We start from the raw sequence: 16,966 nt of genomic DNA, 5'->3' as shown, positions 1-16,966 counted from the left end.
GCGAGCCGGGTGCCGCCGTTCCGGAGCCGGCCGGCTCGCGGCTGGCGTCAGGTCACGCGCTGCGTTGGCCCCGTCCCCGTACTTGAACGTTCGCGGCGGCTCCTCGGCCCGGAGGCGGGCGGCGGTCGAACTCAGACGTCGACCCGGCAGGTACGGGGGTCGCCGGCGCGCGCGAGGAACCAGAGCAACACCAGCAGGCCAGCGAGCCGGACGAGGTTGCCGTGGAACGGGAGCGCGGCGAGCGCGCCCGCGAACCCGAGCAGCCCGAGCAGGCCCGCGCCGCAGCTCGCACACCCGGACGCGACCAGGCCGGGGACGACGCCCGTCAGTCCCTCGACGCCCGACTCGTCGGTCTGCCTGACCTGTCCGGCCGCGGTGACGAGCGCGACGCCGGTCACGAGCGCGTACAGCACGACGAGCGCCAGCCCCACGGTCCCCGCCGTCGAGAGGGTGTTCCGCGTGAGCGCGACCAGCGCGTCGTCGAGGTAGCCGACGCCCGCGCCCAGCATCTGGCCCGTGTACTCGGGGAACGCGCTCAACACGAGGGCGGCGTACGTCACCGCGGCGCCGGCGAGGACGCCGGCGACGCGGGCAGGCGTCGCGAACGCGTACCCGAACGCGGCGAAGACGTCCAGCGGGCGCGCCCGGGTCATGCGTCCCTGATGCGCCGGATGCCTTCCTGGAACCGCGAGTACGGCTGCGCCCCGACGACGCGCCCGGCGTGTTCGGTGCCGCGTTTCACGAGCACGGACGTCGGCGTCGCCGAGACGCCGTACTGTTCGGCCTGCCGGACCTCGGCCGCGACGTCGTCCCGGATGTCCTCGCCGCGTTCGTCCGCGCAGGACTCGACGGCCGCCGCGTCGACGCCCTCGACGCCCTCGGCGAACTCGAGCAGGCGCTCCCGGGACGCCCACCCCGACCCGGGTTTCTCCTGTTCGTCGAACAGCGTGGTGTGCCACCGCCACCACGCGTCCGGGTTCGACTCCCGGACCTGCCGCCAGACGCAGCGGTCGAGGACGGCCGCGGTCCGCGAGGCCGGTCCGATGTTCGGGTACTCCAGGAAGACGATGCGGACCGTCCCGTCGGCGACCTCGCCGTCCACGAGCTCCGGGAGGGTGTTCTGCTCGAACTGCTCGCAGAACGGGCACTGGTAGTCCGAGTAGTAGTAGACGTCCACGGGCGCGTCCGAGGCCCCCATCACGGGGTGGTCACCGAGTTCGAGGCCGAGACTCGTCGTGCCGGTGGTGTGTCGGACGGACGTCTCGGACGCGTCGCCGGAGTCGTTCGAGACCCTCGACACGGCGAACGCGGTGCCGCCGGTGACCGCGAGCACGCCGGCAGCGCCGAGCAGTCCACGCCTCGTCGTCTCGTCGAGTCTGCTCATCGTCTTGCGTTCGAACCCCACAACTGGTAAATTCTGTGGCGGATCGGCCCGGCGGGCGGCCGCCGTCAGGCGAAGAACTTCTTGAGGTCGTCGCGCTTCGCGGCCTCGAGGTGGGTGTTGACGGCGTCCTCGAGCGCGCCGACGCGCCCGTGCTTGGCGGCGATGGGGGCGATGGTGTCCCGCCACTGCTTCCAGGGCGGCAGGAGGCCGAGGCGGTCGGCGACGTCGTCCAGTCGCTGGTCGCGGTCGTCGACCTTGTCCATCTTGTTGACGGCGACGACCGGCTGGATGCCGAGTTCCTCGAGGAGGTAGAACAGCTCGACGACGTGCGGGACCTCGTCCGCCCCGGAGTGGCGGTCCATGATGTCGACGGCGGCCTTCCCGTCCAGCACGAGGACGCCGACGAGGATGTCGTCGGCGTGCGCCTCCAGGTACCGCACGACGTCGGTCTTGATCTGCTCGCGGACGTCGGCCTCGACGCCGGACATGAACCCGAACCCGGGGAGGTCCGTGACGACGAAGTCGTCGCTCGCCCAGTCGAAGTGGTTCGGCTCCCGGGTGACGCCGGGCTTCTGCCCGGTCTCGACCCCGTGGCCGGTGAGCTCGCGCATCAGCGTGGACTTCCCGACGTTCGACCGCCCGACGAGCACCACCTCGTCGCTGCGGTCCGGCCGCGTCTCGAACATACGGGTCGTAGCCGTCGGGCGGGGTTAAGTCCCGCGTCGCCGACCGGCCCTCGGGCCGCGCCGTCGGGCGCTCAAACGCCGGTTTCACTCTGAACGAGGTTGAAGGGTGGTGGCGTCGTATCCGTGCCCGTGATGCAACAGAAGACACTCGCGGTCGCGGTGCTCGGCGCCGCCCTGCTGGTCGCGTCGGGCGTGGCCGGCGCGCTCGCGCTCTCCAGCGGGCCGGCGTCGGCCGGCGAGGCGACGCCCTCCGAACAGTCGATCACGGTCTCGGCGGACGGTGACGTCGAGGCCCAGGCCGACCAGGCGGTCGTGCGCGTCGCCGTCACGGCGGCGGGCGAGGACTCGACGGCCGTCCGGGACGAGATGGCCGAGCGGGCGGAGTCGATGCGGGACGCGCTCGCCGAGTACGGCCTCGACGAGGACGCCGTCCGGACCGCGCACTACGACATCCGCCAGGAGCGCGAGCGGACGCCGCAGGGCACCGAGTACGGCGAGTACCGCGGCCAGCACCACTTCGAGATCACGGTCGAGGACACTGACGCCGCCGGCGAGGTCGTGGACGTCGCCGTGGACAGCGGCGCGGACCGCGTGATGGGCGTGTCGTTCACGCTCAGCGACGAGAAGCGCGAGACCCTCTACCAGGAGGCGCTCACGGAGGCGATGGGGAACGCGGAGACGCGCGCCGACACGCTCGCCGACGCCGGCGGGCTCTCGGTGACGGAGACCCACACCATCGTCTCGACGGACACGCAGTACCGGCCGTTCGAGGCCGAGACCGTCGCGTACACGAGCGGCGACGCGGGCGGGTCGACGTCTATCGACTCCGGGCCGGTGACGGTGACCGCGGACGTCCGCGTGACGTACAACGCCACGACGGCCTGACCGGAACTGGCGACGACCGTGTGGCCGCCGTGGCTGTGGCGACGGCCTGACCGCCGCGCTCCCGGCGACCCCCGCGCGGACCCGCCGCCCTGAACGCTTTTCTTGGGGCCGCGACAACCGGGGGTCGTGCGACTCGTCCAGGTGACGGTGCCGACCGGGAAACGCGAGGCCGTCCTCGGCGCGCTCGACGACGAGGGCATCGACTACGTCGTCTCCGACGAGACCAGCGGCCGCGAGTACACGGCCGTGGTGCAGTTCCCGATGCCGACCGAGGGCGTCGAGGACGCGCTGGACGCGCTCCGCGACGCCGGGCTCTCCGAGGACGCGTACACGGTCGTCCTGGACGCCGAGACCGTCGTCTCCCGGCAGTTCGAGGAACTCCGGGCGGCGTACGCCGAGGACGACGAGAACGGCGGCCGCATCGCGCGCTCCGAGCTGCTCGCGACCGCCGAGGGGTTCACCGACAACCGCGGGTCGTTCGTCGCGATGCTGGTCGTGAGCGCGGTGCTCGCGACCGCCGGCGCGCTCATGAACTCCGCGCTGGTGCTCGTCGGCGCGAACGTCATCGTCCCGCTCATCGACCCGGCGATGGCGGCGAGCGTCGGGAGCGTCCTCCGCGACCGCGACCTCTTCCGTCGCGGCGTCCGCTGGCAGGCGGGCGGCCTCGCGCTCCTCGTCGGCGTCGCGACCGCGTTCGCGGTGGCCGTGCGGTTCGCCGGCCTCGCGCCCGGCGGGCCCGCGGTGCTCGGCCTCGAGCAGGTCCGGCACGGGTCCTCGGCGGGCGTCCTGTCGCTGCTCGTCGCGCTCGGCGCGGGCGTCGCTGGCGCCGTGAGCGTGCTCTCCGGCGTCTCCACGACGCTGGTCGGCGTCGCCATCGCCGTCGCGCTGGTGCCGCCCGCGGCGTCGCTGGGCATCGGCGTCGCGTGGGCGTCCACGCCGGTCGTGGTCGCGTCGGCGGTCCTCCTGCTCGTGAACGTCCTCTCGATCAACCTCGCGGCGCTGGTCGTGTTCTGGCGGTCGGGCTACCGGCCGGCCCGGGGCGACGTCGAGGACGAGGCGCGGACCGCGACCGTGAAACGCGGCGCCGTGCTCGTCGCCGCCATCCTCGTGCTCGCCTCCTTCGTCGGCGCGACCACGTACTCCACGCACGCCAACCAGGACCTCGAGCGGTCCATCGAGGGGGACGTCGCCGACCTCCTCGACTCGCCCGAGTACGACGGCCTCACCCTGCTGTCCGTCGACGTCACCTTCGAGCGCGACGTCCTGTTCGCGTCCCCCGAGCGCGTCGTCGTGCGCGTCGGCAGCCGGGACGGCGGCCGGTACCCGGGGCTGGCCGACGCGGTCGCCGCGCGCCTCGACTCCCACGAGTCGGTGCGCGTCGAGGTGGAGGTCGTGCAGGTGTCGTCGACGGCCTGACGCGACCCCAGCCTATTTCTCGGCGCCGCACCTCGTCTGCGCCGTGCGACTCGTCCAGGTGACGGTGCCCGTCGGGAAGCGGGAGGCGGTCCTCGACGCGCTCGACGACCAGCGCGTCGACTACGTCGTCACGGACGAGACCAGCGACCGCGACGTCGCGGCCGTCGTCTCCTTCCCCCTCCCGGTGAACGCGGTCGAACCCGTCCTCGAGTCCCTCCGAGCGGCCGGGCTCTCCGAGGACGCGTACACCGTCGTCATCGACGCCGAGACCGTCCTCTCGCGGCACTTCGAGGAACTGAGCGACGAGTACGCCGAGGCGGAGAACGGGGACCGCATCGCCCGGGAGGAGCTCCAGGCGCGCGCGAGCGACCTCGCGCCGACGCTGCCGACGTACGCCACCATGACCGTCGTGAGTTCGGTCATCGCGGCCGCCGGGCTCCTGCTGGACTCGCCGGCGACCGTCGTCGGGTCGATGGTCATCGCGCCGCTGCTCGGCCCGGCGATGGCGGCGAGCGTCGGCACGGTCGTCGACGACCGCGAGCAGTTCTCGCGGGGCGTCCGCCTGCAGCTGCTGGGGCTCGCGCTCGCGGTCGGGAGCGCCGCCGTGTTCACGTTCGTGCTGCGGTACGCGAACGTCGTGCCGCCCGGCCTCGACCTGCTGTCGCTGGCCGAGGTCCGCGAGCGCCTGCGGCCGGACGTGCTGTCCCTGATCGTCGCGCTCGGCGCCGGCGTCGCTGGCGCGGTGAGCCTGATGACCGGCGTCTCCTCGGCGCTCGTCGGCGTCGCCATCGCCGTCGCGCTCATCCCGCCGGCCGCGACGGTCGGCATCGGCCTCGCGTGGGGGCTGCCGTCGCTCGCGCTCGGGTCGAGCGTCCTGGTGCTCGTGAACGTCCTCTCGATCAACCTCGCGGCGCTGCTCGTGCTCTGGTACGCGGGCTACCGCCCGAAGCAGTTCTTCCGCGTCGACGAGGCGCGGTCGGCGCTCCTGAAACGGACCGCCGTCCTGCTCGCCGGCATCCTCGTGCTGTCGGTGTTCCTCGGCGGCGTGACGTACTCGTCGTACCAGACCGCGACCGCCGAGCAGTCCATCCGCACCGGCGTCGAGGACGTCCTCGCCGACGAGGCCTACGAGGACGTGACGCTGCTGGACGTGGAGTTCGAGTACAGCCGCCAGCTGCTGTTCCGGACGCCGGCCACCGTCGTCGTCACGCTCGGCGTGCCGCCGGACAGCGAACAGCCCGGGCTGTCGCGGCGCCTCGACGAGCGCGTCGACGAGAGCGCGGGCCGGGACGTCACCATCGAGTTGCGGTACCTCACCGTCGAGCGCGTCTCGTAGCCGGAGCGGTCACCCCTCGAACGGGAGTTCGGGCTCGTAGCCGGCGGCGTCGACCGCCGCGTCGAGCGCGTCGTCGACGCCCTCGCCGGTCTCGACGCTCGCGTAGCAGTCCGCCTCGGCGGCCTCGGAGAGGTCGGCCTTGTTGCAGACGGTGACCAGCGGCACGTCCCCGAACTCGCCGGCGACCTCCGCGCGGAGCGCGCGCTGGGCGTCCAGCGGGTACCCGCAGGTCTCGCTGGCGTCCAGGAAGAAGAGGATGGCGTCGGCGGCGTGCGAGAGCGCGGAGACCGCGACGTCCTCGATCTCGTTGCGCTCGTCGGCGGGCCGGTCGAGCAGGCCGGGCGTGTCCACGAGCTGCCAGCGCACGCGGTCGACGTCGAAGTGCCCGACCTGGACGCCCTTCGTCGTGAACGGGTACTCGGCGGTCTCGACGTCCGCGCTGGAGACGGCGTTCACGAACGAGGACTTCCCGACGTTCGGGTAGCCCGCCACCACGACGGTGGGGTCGTCCGGGTCGATCTCGGGGAGGTCCCTGAGCGCGTCCCGCGCGCGGCCGACCGCGTCGAGGTCGTCCTCGACCTGGTCCATCACGGAGCCCATGCGCGCGAACCCCTGCTTGCGGACCGTCCGCGCGGCGTCGGCGTCCCCCCTGGGGAGCTTCCCGACGTACTCGCGGCCGAGCTCGTGGGTCTTGTTCGACGCCCACGTCACCTCCGAGAGGTGCTGGCGGAGGTCGTCGACGCCCCGCCTGTCGTCGAACTCGCGTCTGAGGACCGCGTCCGCGAGCTCGTAGTAGAACGGGTCGACCGTGTCGAAGTTCGGCCACGACGACACGACGTTGTGGAGGTTGTCCCCGAGGATGTTCGAGGCCGTCTGGAGCATCGACTCCTGGGCCTCGACGCCGCCTTTCGCGCGGCCCGCCCGGGCCGCCCGCGAGAACGCCTTGTCGAGGAGCTCCTCCGACGTCGGCGTCGTCGGCAGGTTCTCGAAAATCATGGGACGTGGTACGCCCGCGACACGTAAAAGGACACGCAATCGGCGGCACAGCGCCGCCAGACGGCCGGTGCGCGTCGGCCGCCGGCGCGGCGCGTCCACGCTGGTCCTCCCGGAGGGAGTGCGTCGCCGGTGCGCATCGCCTCTCGGGCGCGTGGACGCTGACCGTCGCTCGGGACGGCACGCCGCCGTGGTGCTTTTCGGTGTGCGCGTCGAACCGGACGTATGGTCAACTGGCGCGCTGTCCTCGTCGGGTTCGCCGTCCAGTTCGTGCTCGGCGTGTTCGCGTTCGCGATTCCCGGCGTCGGCCACGCCGCGGCGGGACTGATCGGCGGGTTCGTCGCCGGCTGGCTCGCCGACGACGGGCTCTGGAGCGGCGCCGTCCACGGCCTGCTCGCGGGCGCGCTCGGCGGCCTCGTCGTCGCCTTCTTCGTGTTGCTGTTCGGGTTCGTCCTCACGGCGACCGGGTTCGTCGCGGGCGGCGTCCTCGGGTTCGGCGTGGCGGTGTTCGCGCTCGTCGCGTTCCTCCTGCTGGCCGTCGACAGCGCCGTCGCCGGCGCGGTCGGCGGCTGGCTCGCGGCGCGGTAGCGACGCTACCGCCGGTCGCGGAGCTCGCCGAGGAGGGCGTCGACGTCCACGTCGTTGGCGGCGAGCACGACGAGCATGTGGTAGACGACGTCGGCGCCCTCGTGGGCGAGCTCGTCGGCGTCGCCGTCCTTCGCGGCGAGCAGGAACTCCGTGGTCTCCTCGCCGAGCTTCTCCAGCGCCGCGTTCTCGCCCTTCTCGTGGGTGAACAGGCTCGCGGTGTAGGAGTCCTCGGGGAGGCTGCGCTTGCGGTCCTCGACGACCGCGAACAGCTCCCGGAGCACGTCGTCGGCGTCCTCGCCCGCCGGGGCCGGGGCGTCCGCGTCGGCGTCGCTCACGCGCCCATCACCTCCCGGATGTCGCGGAGCTCCTCGAAGTCCGCGGGGTCGCGGCGCCCGTCCTCGAAGACGGCCGTCGCGACCTCGATGGGGGCGTCCGTGCGCGCCGCCAGTGCCAGCGAGTCGCTCGGCCGCGCGTCGACGACCTCGTCGCCGCGCGGCGTCTGCACGTGGAGGTCCGCGTAGTACGTCCCCTCCTCGACACTGGCGACGACGACCCTGTCGATGCGGCCGCCGAGCTCCTCGACGAGGTCAAGCGTCAGGTCGTGCGTCAGCGGCCGGCCGATGTCCTTGGCGTCCAGCCCGCGCGCGATGGCGGCGGCCTCCTCGAACCCGATGAAGATGGGGAGGACGTCGTCTTCGCCGTCGACGCCGACGAGCACCACCGGGAGCGCGCCCTCGGGCGTGCCGGCGACGCGGACGCCGTCGATGTGAGCGTTCATACCCGTTGTTTCGGTGGCACGGCCAAAAGGTTGCCTGGTGCGGCAGCCCTCCGGCTGCTGGTCGCCCGGCAGTCAGCGCGTCGCCGCCTGCTGGCGGAAGAACGCGAGGTCGTGGACGCGCGAGTCCGCCGTGAGCTCGGGGTGGAAGGAGGTACCGACGACGGGGCCGTCGCGGACCGCGACGGGCCCGCCGTCCCACGTCGCGAGCACCTCCACGCCGTCGCCGACCTCGGCGATGAGCGGCGCGCGGATGAACACCGCGGGGAACGGCTCGTCCAGCCCGGCGACGTCGAGGGGCGCCTCGAAGGAGTCCTTCTGGCGGCCGAACGCGTTCCGGTCGACGGTCGCGTCCACGAGGCCGAGCGTCTGCACGCGGTCGTCGTTGGCGTCCCGGGACGCGACGATGAGGCCGGCGCAGGTCGCCAGCAGCGGCTTCCCGGCGTCGACGTGCGCGCGGATCTCCTCGCCGATGCCCTCGCGGGCGAGCAGCCGCGAGATGGCCGTCGACTCGCCGCCCGGCAGCAGCAGGACGTCGCAGTCCGGCACGAGGCCGGCGCGCCGGATCTCGGTCACTTCGGCGTCCTCGCCGTGCTCGGCGGCGGCGCGTCGGATGGCGTCGGCGTGCTCGGAGACGTCGCCCTGCACGGCGACGACGCCGGCGTGGATCGTCATGGCCGACCGTAGGGAGTCCGCGGGAAAAAACCTCTCGGGGATAGACGACCGTCCCCCGGTGGGCCTACACGAAGAACTGGAGGAGGAGGACGACGAGCCCGAAGAAGACGCCGGTCGCCACCACGGACCGGGGGTCGAGTTGGATGGCGTTCGGGTCCTCGGAGTCGAAGTAGCGGACGAGGCCCGCGCTGGACATCAGCCCGCCGTCGTTCTGGCCGCTGCTCATGTGCGTCTCTGGACGCCGCTCCCGCGTAAACCTTTCGTGTCCCCCGCACTCGCGGTGGCTCGCGCTCGGGGCAGTCCGACCGCGCTCTCGCCAGTCCCGCGCCGGCGGTGTCTCGCGCGCGTCGGCGGTGCCGCATCGACCCGGACCGCAGCGCGCTGCTGGCGCCCCGGACGTCGACTCTCGGCGCCGATTGCCGCCGCTTAGCGGCGAGGCGCGTCCCGTGAGAAACCCTTATGCGGGGGGCGTGGCAAGAACGGACAGACCGATGACTGTCACCGTCAAAGACTTCTACGCGGACTGGTGTGGGCCCTGCAAGACCCAGGACCCGATCCTCGACGACCTCGAGGAGGACTACGGCGACCGCGTCGTCTTCGAGAAGATCGACGTCGACGAGAACGAGGACATCGCGAACGAGTACCAGGTCCGGTCCATCCCCACGGTCGTCGTCGAGGACGACGACGGCGTCGTCGAGCGCTTCGTCGGCGTCACCCAGCGCGACCAGCTCGAGGACGCCCTCGAGAAGGCCGGCGCGTAACCGGACGCTCCCGCTCGCGAGTCGCTTTCTCGCCGCAGGCGCCGCCGACCGTTAGCCTGTAGTAATCGACCCGTGACGGTGTAGCCATGGCCGCCGTGTCGCCGCTGGCTGCCGGCGGGCTGCCGCCGGTGACCTTCGAGATGGGCGTCGTGTTCGTCCTCGTCGGCGTGACGCTCGTGTTGTTCGTCACGGAGGCGCTGCCCCTGGACGTCACGGCGGTGCTGGTGATGGTGGTGCTGATGGTCCTGGAGCCGTGGACGGATATCGGCGTCGCCCAGGGCCTCTCGGGGTTCTCGAACCCGGCGACGGTGACGGTGCTGGCGATGCTCATCCTCTCGAACGGCGTCTCGCGGTCGGGCGTCGTCCAGATCATCGGCCGGTGGATGTCGGAGTTCGCGGGGACGAACAAGCGCCGCCAGCTCGCGTCCACCATCCTCGCGACGGGACCGGCCTCGGGGTTCATCAACAACACGCCCGTGGTCGCGATCCTCGTGCCCGTCATCAGCGACCTCGCGCACAAGGGCAACACGTCGCCGTCGAAGCTCCTCCTGCCGCTGTCGTACGCGTCGATGCTCGGCGGGATGCTGACGCTCATCGGGACGTCGACGAACATCCTCGCGAGCCAGACCGCCGAACGCATCGGCGACGAGCAGGGCGTCGCGAGCCTCCACGCGTTCTCGATGTTCGAGTTCACGCACCTCGGCGTCGTCGTGCTCGTCGTCGGCGCCGCCTACCTCATGCTCGTCGGCCACCGGCTCATCCCCGAGCGCGTGCCGCCCCAGGAGGACTACATCGCCGAGTACGAGATGCAGGACTACCTCAGCGAGGTGGTCGTCCAGCCGCAGTCGCCCATCGTCGGGAAGACCATCGCCGAAGCCATCGACGAGCGCCGCTTCGACGCCGACGTCCTCCAGCTCGTCCGCGGCGGCGAGCGGTTCATCGAGCCCATCGGCCAGAAGGTCATCAAGCCCGGGGACGTGCTCGCCATCCGCACCGACCGGGAGACCCTCGCCGCGATCATGGAGGTCGACGACCTCCAGCTGACCGGCGCGCCGGAGACCGACCCCGAGATGGAGCCGACGACGGAGGCCGACCAGACGCTCGTCGAGCTCGTCATCCAGTCGGGGTCGTCGCTCGTCGGGGAGACGCTGCGGACGTCGGCGTTCCGCAGCCGGTACGACGCGAACGTGCTCGCGTACCGCTCGCGCGGGGAGACCATCCGCGAGCGCATGGACGAGCGCCGGCTGCGCGTCGGCGACACGCTCCTCATCCAGGCCCCCGAGGACTCCATCGACCGGCTCGCCCTGAACCCCGACTTCATCCTCGCGCACGAGCCCGAGGAGCCGGACTACCGCACGGAGAAGATCCCCTTCGCGGTGGCCACCGTCGTCGGCGTGGTCGCCGCGGCGACCTTCCTCCCGGTCCACATCGTGGTGGCGGCCCTGGGCGGCGTCGTCGCGATGGCGGCGACCGGCGTGCTGCGGCCGGCGGAGCTGTACGACTCCGTCGACTGGAACGTCATCTTCCTGCTGGCGGGCGTGATCCCGCTCGGCATCGCCCTCGAGGAGACCGGGGGCGCGGAACTGCTCGGCGCGCTCGTCGCGGCGTCCGGCGAGTTCCTGCCCGCCGTCGGCGTGCTGTGGGTGTTCTACGTCGCGACGAGTCTCATCACGGGCGTCATCTCGAACAACGCCAGCGTCGTGTTGATGATCCCGGTGGCGGTGGAGGCGGCCCTGGACGTCGGCGCGAACCCGTTCGCGTTCGTGCTCGCGGTGACGTTCGCGGCGTCGACGGCGTTCATGACGCCCGTCGGCTACCAGACGAACCTCTTCGTGTACGGGCCGGGCGGCTACACGTTCGGCGACTACGTCCGCGTCGGGATGCCGCTGCAGTTGCTGCTGTCGGTCGTGACGGTCGCCGGTATCGCCGTGTTCTGGACCGTGTAGCGCCGCCCGTCCGGGCGCTCAGAACCCGAAGACGGGGACGAACCGGAACGCGAGGTAGGCGCCGCCGGTCGCGAGCATCGGGACGACGTTCTGCATGAGGACGACGCGCGCCGTCGTCCCGGGGTCGAAGAGGTCGGCGGCGCTCGGAATGTCCTCGGGGTCCTCTTCGCCGATGGCCGGCACGTCGTCGTCCTCGTGTTCCTCGTCGGCCGCGAGGCCGCCCACGGACACCGGGACGTCCTCGTCGCCGCGCACCGCCTCGGGGACCGTGACCGGGCGCGTCGCGCGCCCCCAGCCGAGGCCGACGATGCTCATCGTCGCGATGACGACGAAGCTCGCGGGGATGCCGATTGCGGACAGGAAGATGACCAGCGTCGCGCTCACCACCGCGACGACGATGGCCGCGGTGAGCGGCAGTTCCGTGATGTCGCTGCCCATCGTGTCCAGCGTGCGGCGCGCGATGGTGAACGCGCCGACGCCGACCGCGGCGCACGCCAGCAGGATGCCGGGGTTCATCTCGAGCTGGCCGCTGCCGACGAGGGGGGCGACGGCGTTCGCGACGTTGCTCGTCCCCGAGCTGAACGCCATCAGGCAGCCGATGACGACGACGGTGACGACGCCGTAGAGTTCGCGGCGGTTCGTGGACGCGGCGGCTCGCAGCACCGGAATCGCGCCCGACCGGTCGACGGTCAACAGCGGGGGGTCGCTGCGCTCCATCGCGATGAGCGCGTGCAGTCGAGCGTAGAAGTACCGGCCGATGATCAGCGACACCCAGAACCCGATGATGGGGGCGACCAGCCACCAGATGGCGATCTCGCCCAGCACCGCCCAGTCGAGCGCGTCCCGCGCGACGCCCAGGCCCGCGATGGAGCCGACCGCGGTCATCGACGTCGACGCCGGCACGCCGAACATGTTGCCGACGAACAGCGCGAGTCCGATGAAGAACAGCACGCCGATGCTCGCCTCCAGCGTGAAAATCGCGGGGTTCGTGACGAGGTCGTTGCCGAGCGTGTCCACCACGCGCCGGCCGATGGTCCACCCGCCCACGAAGAAGAACGCCGTCATCAACAGCGCCGCCACCGGCTTCGAGATCGCTTTCGCGCCGACCGCCGGGCCGAACGCCGGCCCCGTCGTCGACCCGCCGACGTTGAACCCCACGAACGCCGCCACGAGCAGGCCGACGGCGAGGAGGACGCTACTCACCGCACCACCCCCGGGCAGACCGGTCGTCCGGTCGGTCGGACCGCGTGGCCGTCACCGTGCGCCCTCCTCGTCCTCGACCGGTTCCTCGTCTTCGTCTTCGTCCTCGTCGTCCGCGAGCTCCGCGTCCGCGACCGTCCGCTCGACGGTCTCCTCGAGGGTCTTCTCGACGGTTTCGCCGACTTTCTCTTCGACGGTCTCCCCGACTTTCTCCTCGACGGTTTCTCCCACCTTCTCTTCGACGGTTTCGCTGACGGTCTCCTCGACGGTCTCTTCGACGGTTTCGCCGACTTTCTCCTCGACTGTCTCCCCGACCTTCTCTTCGACGGTTTCGCTGACGGTCTCCTCGACGGTCTCTTCGACGGTTTCGCCGACCGTCTCCTCGACGGTTTCGCCGACCGTCTCCTCGACAGTTTCGCCGACCGTCTCCTCGACGGTCTCACCGACTTTCTCTTCGACTGTCTCCCCCACCTTCTCTTCGACGGTCCTGTCGACGGACTCCTCCACGGACGCCTCGACTGTCTCGCCGACGGTCTCCTCGACGGTCTCGCCCACCGTCTCCTGGACTTTCTCCTCGACGGTCTCGTCGACCGCCTGGGTCATCCACTGGGGGTCGAAGCGCGCCATCTTCCACGCGATGTGGACGACGAACGACGCCAGCACGCCGAACCCGAACGCGAGGCCGACCGTCGAGTCGGCGACCGTGAACAGCGCGACGGACGCGAAGATGAGGACGCCGTACGCGAGGTCGGTGAGGCTGTCGACGCGGTTCGGGTTCATTCGCCGGCCACCTCGCCTCGGCGGCGCTGCTGCGCCATGGGCGACGGCCCGAACGTCGGGGCCTGCTGCGATACACCTGGCCGTGTGCGAGTCGGCGAGAGCGACCCGCTGAGAGAGAGAACGCTGATACCGGACAGAGGTGACGGACCGGAATAGGGGTTGCGGTGGGAGCGACCGCCACGCCGCTCCGCAGCGCCGACGACCACCGCGTCGCGTCGGCCGGCGCGGCTACCCCAACGCGTAAGTAGTCAGTGGTATAACTTAGGAATATGCCGTTCGACTCGTTCGCGGACGCCGACGAAGCACAGGTCACGCGCGCGATCGCCCGCCAGTGGACCGAGGAGTTCCTCGACGACACCGAGACCGACGTCATCGTCGTCGGCGGCGGCCCCTCGGGGCTGATGACCGCGAAGGAACTCGCCGACCGCGGCGTCGACGTCACCGTCGTCGAGAAGAACAACTACCTCGGCGGCGGCTTCTGGCTCGGCGGCTTCCTCATGAACAAGCTCACCGTCCGCAGCCCCGCCGACGCCGTCCTCGACGAACTCGACGTCCCCTACGAGTACGACGACGAGACCGAGGGCCTCGCGGTCGCGGACGGCCCGCACGCGTGCTCGGCGCTCATCGAGGCCGCCTGCGACGCCGGCGCGCGCGTCCAGAACATGACCGAGTTCACGGACGTCGTCGTGCGCGACGACCACGAGGTCGCCGGCATCGTGATGAACTGGACGCCCGTCCACTCGCTCCCCCGGGAGCTCACGTGCGTCGACCCCATCGCGGTCGAGGCCGACGTCGTCGTCGACGCCACCGGCCACGACGCCGTCGTCGTCTCGAAGCTCCACGAGCGAGGCGTCGTCGACGCCGAGGGCATCGCGCACGCCGACGAACACAACACCGGCATGGACGCGACCGACGAGGGCGAGTACGGCGCGCCCGGCCACGACTCCCCCGGCCACGACTCCATGTGGGTCGCGGACAGCGAGGACAGGGTCGTCGAACACACCGGCAAGGTCCACGACGGCCTCGTGACGGCCGGCCTCTCCACCGCGACCGTCCACGGCCTCACGCGCATGGGGCCGACGTTCGGCGCGATGCTGCTCTCCGGGAAGGCCGCCGCGAACGCCGTGCTGGACGAACTCGGCGCCGACGGACCCCGGGTCGACCTGCCGTCCCGCGCCGCGCCCGCCGCCGACGACTGATGCGGCCGGTCGCGCTCACTGTCGCCGGCTCCGACAGCGGCGGCGGCGCGGGCGTCCAGGCCGACCTCAAGACCTTCGAGGCCTGCGGCGCGTTCGGCACCGCCGCGGTCACGGCCGTCACCGCCCAGAACACCACGGGCGTCCTCGACAGCGTCGTCCACGACCCCGAGACCGTCCGCGCGCAGGTCGAAGCGGTCACCGCCGACTTCCCGGTCACCGCCGCCAAGACGGGGATGCTCGGGGACGCCGCGGTCGTCGAGGCGGTCGCGGACGCGCTCGCCGACGCCGACTTCCCGGTGGTCGTCGACCCCGTCGTCGTCGCGCAGTCCGGCGACCGCCTGCTCACGGAGGCCGGCGTCGACGCCGTCCGCGAGGACCTGCTCCCGGAGGCGACCGTCGCCACGCCGAACGTCCCCGAGGCCGAACTGCTCGGCGGCGTCACCGTCGACGACGAAGCGGACCTCCGCGCGGCCGCCGACGCCGTCCGCGACCTCGGCCCGGACTCGGTGCTCGTCACGGGCGGCCACCTCGACGGCGACCCGGTCGACGTCTACGTCGGGGACGCCGAGAGAGCGCTCACGCGCGAGCGCGTCGACACCGCCGACACGCACGGCTCCGGCTGCACGCTCTCGGCGGCCGTCGCCGCCGGACTCGCCGCCGGCGAGGACGCCCCGGACGCCGTCGAACGCGGCGTCGACGCCGTGGTCGCGGCCATCCAGTCGCCGCTCTCGCTCGGCGCCGGCGCCGGGCCGGTCGACCACGCCGCGATCGCGGACGCGTCCTCGCCGACCGCGGACCGCGACGCGCTGGGCGGTCAGCCCGAGACCACGGCGGCCGCCATCGACGCCGTCCGCGAGGTGGTCGCGGCGCTCGAACGCGACTGGCCGCCCGCGCTCGTCCCCGAAGTCGGGACGAACGTCGCCGTCGCGCCCGCCGGCGCGTCGACGCCCCGGGACGTCGTCGCCGTCGACGGCCGCCTGCACGCCACGAGCAGGGGCGTCCGCGCCGCGGGCGGCGTCGCGCCCGGCGCGTCGAGCCACGTCGCTCGCTTCCTGCTCGGCGCGCGCGACGCCGACCCCTCGGTCGCCGCGGCGGGGAACCTCCGCTGGGACGCCGGCCGCGAGAGCCGCCTGCGCGACCGCTGGGACGTCGTCGCCGTCGACCGCAGCGAGGAGGCGGCCGACGCCGCCGGCACGATGGACTGGGCCGCCAGGGAGGCGACGACCGGCCGCGACCGCGCGCCCGACGCCGTCGTCGACCGCGGCGCCGTCGGCAAGGAGGCGATGGTGCGCGTGCTCGCCGCCGACGCCGCCGGTCTCCTGTCGAAGCTCCGGGAGGCAGCGGCGCTCGAACGCGACCGCAGCGACTGACCGCGAGTGCGCCGGCGGTCTCCGCGCGTCCGTCGAGTGCCGCCTTGGGTGCGACTACCGAATGGATCCGCCGGGTGTGACTGCAGAGTGGATCCGCCGGGTGTGACTGCAGAGTGGATCCGCCGGGTGTGACTGCAGAGTGGATCCGCCGGGTGTGACTGCAGAGTGGATCCGCCGGGTGTGACTGCAGAGTGGATCCGCCGAGTGTGGCTGCCGAATGGGTCCGCCGAGTGCCGCCGCCCTGGCGTCACTCGAACCTGACGCCGACGTCGTGCATGCCGTCGTTGTGGATGGCGAGATTCACCAAAAGCGGCGTCAGCGACTCCACCTCGGCGGCGTTCGCGAGCGGCCCGGCGTCGAGCGCGCGCAGCCCCTCGATGCCGGCCGCGAGGTCCGCGACGTTCCGCTTCGCGTCGTCGTCGTCGCCGACGACGAGCGTGTCCAGCGAGAGCTCGACGTCGAGGTTCGCGAGGCGGTCCGCCGCGAGGTTGTGGAACGCCCCCACCACGGGCACGCCCTCGGGCGCCGCCTCCGCGACGAGCGCCGTGACGCTGCCCGCATCCGGCGGGTTGTACCGGAAGCCGCCCGCGCCCTTCTGCATCCCCACGGCGGGCGTCACCAGCGTCGTGTCCTCGTCGATGCGGTCGCCGATCTCCTCGACGACGTCGACGACGTGGTACGCCGGCACGGCCAGCACCACGACGTCCGCGCGGTCCGCGGCCATCGCGTTCTCGAAGCCAGTGACCTTCTCCTCGACGCCCCGGCTGTCCAGTTCCGTCTCGTACTCCTCGGCCTTCGCGCGCGCCTTCTCCGGGTCCCGGGACCCGACGACGACCTCGTGGTCGGTGTGGTACGCCCACCGCAGCGCCAGCCCTTCGCCGATGTCGCCGGTCCCGCCGAGCAACGCGATTCGCATACCCTATCGTCTCCCGGAACGCGGTTAAGAATTGCGTGGCCGGCAGGTCCCTCGCC

At 72.1% G+C, this 16,966-nt stretch carries 19 protein-coding genes; 8 read left to right on the top strand and 11 right to left on the bottom strand.

Annotated features, from left to right (window positions below):
• Positions 1 to 131: 131 nt before the first annotated feature.
• The 3 genes from U5911_RS03485 to engB all read right to left on the bottom strand — a co-directional run bounded on the left by U5911_RS03485 (position 132) and on the right by engB (position 2,070).
• The gene (locus U5911_RS03485) at positions 132 to 653 is read right to left on the bottom strand and encodes a hypothetical protein (protein WP_336035312.1); all 522 of its coding nucleotides are present in this window, start codon (positions 651 to 653) and stop codon (positions 132 to 134) included.
• Positions 650 to 1,384 (bottom strand): DsbA family protein, encoded by a 735-nt coding sequence (locus tag U5911_RS03480; protein ID WP_336035311.1) that lies wholly within the window; start codon positions 1,382 to 1,384, stop codon positions 650 to 652. Before U5911_RS03480 ends, U5911_RS03485 begins: the two co-directional genes overlap by 4 nt.
• 65 nt (positions 1,385 to 1,449) lie before the next feature.
• Positions 1,450 to 2,070 carry a GTP-binding protein EngB gene (gene engB / locus U5911_RS03475; protein ID WP_336035310.1) on the bottom strand — a complete coding sequence of 207 codons (621 nt, stop codon included), beginning with the start codon at positions 2,068 to 2,070 and terminating at the stop codon, positions 1,450 to 1,452.
• Between the two features lie 132 nt (positions 2,071 to 2,202).
• On the opposite strand from engB, the gene U5911_RS03470 reads away from it, so the two are divergent.
• The 3 genes from U5911_RS03470 to U5911_RS03460 all read left to right on the top strand — a co-directional run bounded on the left by U5911_RS03470 (position 2,203) and on the right by U5911_RS03460 (position 5,707).
• Positions 2,203 to 2,955 carry an SIMPL domain-containing protein gene (locus U5911_RS03470; RefSeq protein WP_336035309.1) on the top strand — a complete coding sequence of 251 codons (753 nt, stop codon included), beginning with the start codon at positions 2,203 to 2,205 and terminating at the stop codon, positions 2,953 to 2,955.
• Between the two features lie 126 nt (positions 2,956 to 3,081).
• Positions 3,082 to 4,371, top strand: a complete 1,290-nt coding sequence (locus U5911_RS03465; protein ID WP_336035308.1) for a TIGR00341 family protein — start codon at positions 3,082 to 3,084, stop codon at positions 4,369 to 4,371.
• Between the two features lie 43 nt (positions 4,372 to 4,414).
• Positions 4,415 to 5,707, top strand: a complete 1,293-nt coding sequence (locus tag U5911_RS03460; protein ID WP_336035307.1) for a TIGR00341 family protein — start codon at positions 4,415 to 4,417, stop codon at positions 5,705 to 5,707.
• A gap of 9 nt (positions 5,708 to 5,716) precedes the next feature.
• Here U5911_RS03460 and U5911_RS03455 read toward each other — a convergent pair whose 3' ends face one another.
• Positions 5,717 to 6,703 carry an NOG1 family protein gene (locus tag U5911_RS03455; RefSeq protein ID WP_336035306.1) on the bottom strand — a complete coding sequence of 329 codons (987 nt, stop codon included), beginning with the start codon at positions 6,701 to 6,703 and terminating at the stop codon, positions 5,717 to 5,719.
• A gap of 222 nt (positions 6,704 to 6,925) precedes the next feature.
• Here U5911_RS03455 and U5911_RS03450 point away from each other — a divergent pair, with 222 nt between their 5' ends.
• Complete coding sequence (locus U5911_RS03450; RefSeq protein ID WP_336035304.1) at positions 6,926 to 7,288, top strand: DUF5518 domain-containing protein; 363 nt, start codon at positions 6,926 to 6,928, stop codon at positions 7,286 to 7,288.
• Positions 7,289 to 7,293: 5 nt separating this feature from the next.
• Here the strand turns inward: U5911_RS03450 and hisE are convergent, their stop codons facing one another.
• The 4 genes from hisE to U5911_RS03430 all read right to left on the bottom strand — a co-directional run bounded on the left by hisE (position 7,294) and on the right by U5911_RS03430 (position 8,964).
• A complete protein-coding gene (gene hisE / locus U5911_RS03445) occupies positions 7,294 to 7,623 on the bottom strand; it encodes a phosphoribosyl-ATP diphosphatase (protein ID WP_336035302.1) in 330 nt (109 codons plus the stop codon).
• Positions 7,620 to 8,066, bottom strand: coding sequence for a bifunctional nuclease family protein (locus U5911_RS03440; RefSeq protein WP_336035300.1), 447 nt, complete (start codon positions 8,064 to 8,066; stop codon positions 7,620 to 7,622). The genes hisE and U5911_RS03440 overlap by 4 nt, the downstream gene beginning before the upstream one ends.
• A gap of 72 nt (positions 8,067 to 8,138) precedes the next feature.
• A complete protein-coding gene (gene pdxT / locus U5911_RS03435) occupies positions 8,139 to 8,738 on the bottom strand; it encodes a pyridoxal 5'-phosphate synthase glutaminase subunit PdxT (RefSeq protein ID WP_336035299.1) in 600 nt (199 codons plus the stop codon).
• Positions 8,739 to 8,802: 64 nt separating this feature from the next.
• Positions 8,803 to 8,964, bottom strand: a complete 162-nt coding sequence (locus tag U5911_RS03430; protein WP_336035298.1) for a preprotein translocase subunit Sec61beta — start codon at positions 8,962 to 8,964, stop codon at positions 8,803 to 8,805.
• Positions 8,965 to 9,229: 265 nt separating this feature from the next.
• Between U5911_RS03430 and trxA the strand changes: the two genes are divergently transcribed.
• Together trxA and U5911_RS03420 are read left to right on the top strand one after the other, a co-directional pair.
• A complete protein-coding gene (trxA, locus tag U5911_RS03425; RefSeq protein ID WP_336035297.1) occupies positions 9,230 to 9,499 on the top strand; it encodes a thioredoxin in 270 nt (89 codons plus the stop codon).
• An 86-nt stretch (positions 9,500 to 9,585) separates the two neighbouring features.
• On the top strand, positions 9,586 to 11,445 hold the full coding sequence (locus tag U5911_RS03420) for an SLC13 family permease (protein WP_418771510.1): 1,860 nt from the start codon (positions 9,586 to 9,588) through the stop codon (positions 11,443 to 11,445).
• Positions 11,446 to 11,463: 18 nt separating this feature from the next.
• Here the strand turns inward: U5911_RS03420 and U5911_RS03415 are convergent, their stop codons facing one another.
• Together U5911_RS03415 and U5911_RS03410 are read right to left on the bottom strand one after the other, a co-directional pair.
• The gene (locus tag U5911_RS03415; protein WP_336035295.1) at positions 11,464 to 12,648 is read right to left on the bottom strand and encodes an inorganic phosphate transporter; all 1,185 of its coding nucleotides are present in this window, start codon (positions 12,646 to 12,648) and stop codon (positions 11,464 to 11,466) included.
• A gap of 51 nt (positions 12,649 to 12,699) precedes the next feature.
• Positions 12,700 to 13,425, bottom strand: coding sequence for a hypothetical protein (locus U5911_RS03410; protein WP_336035293.1), 726 nt, complete (start codon positions 13,423 to 13,425; stop codon positions 12,700 to 12,702).
• Positions 13,426 to 13,694: 269 nt separating this feature from the next.
• Between U5911_RS03410 and U5911_RS03405 the strand changes: the two genes are divergently transcribed.
• A complete protein-coding gene (locus U5911_RS03405; RefSeq protein WP_336035291.1) occupies positions 13,695 to 14,624 on the top strand; it encodes a sulfide-dependent adenosine diphosphate thiazole synthase in 930 nt (309 codons plus the stop codon).
• Complete coding sequence (thiD, locus tag U5911_RS03400) at positions 14,624 to 15,994, top strand: bifunctional hydroxymethylpyrimidine kinase/phosphomethylpyrimidine kinase (RefSeq protein ID WP_336035290.1); 1,371 nt, start codon at positions 14,624 to 14,626, stop codon at positions 15,992 to 15,994. Before U5911_RS03405 ends, thiD begins: the two co-directional genes overlap by 1 nt.
• 247 nt (positions 15,995 to 16,241) lie before the next feature.
• On the opposite strand, the gene npdG is transcribed toward thiD, so the two are convergent.
• Entirely contained in the window at positions 16,242 to 16,910 is a 669-nt protein-coding gene (npdG, locus tag U5911_RS03395; protein ID WP_336035288.1) for an NADPH-dependent F420 reductase, read from the bottom strand.
• Positions 16,911 to 16,966 lie beyond the last annotated feature (56 nt).

The sequence above is a fragment of the Halobacterium yunchengense genome, from assembly GCF_037031165.1.
GTDB classification, from domain to species: Archaea; Halobacteriota; Halobacteria; order Halobacteriales; family Halobacteriaceae; genus Halobacterium; species Halobacterium yunchengense.
Note: the sequence above shows the minus strand (reverse complement) of the source record. Positions and strands in the feature narration are given on the sequence as shown.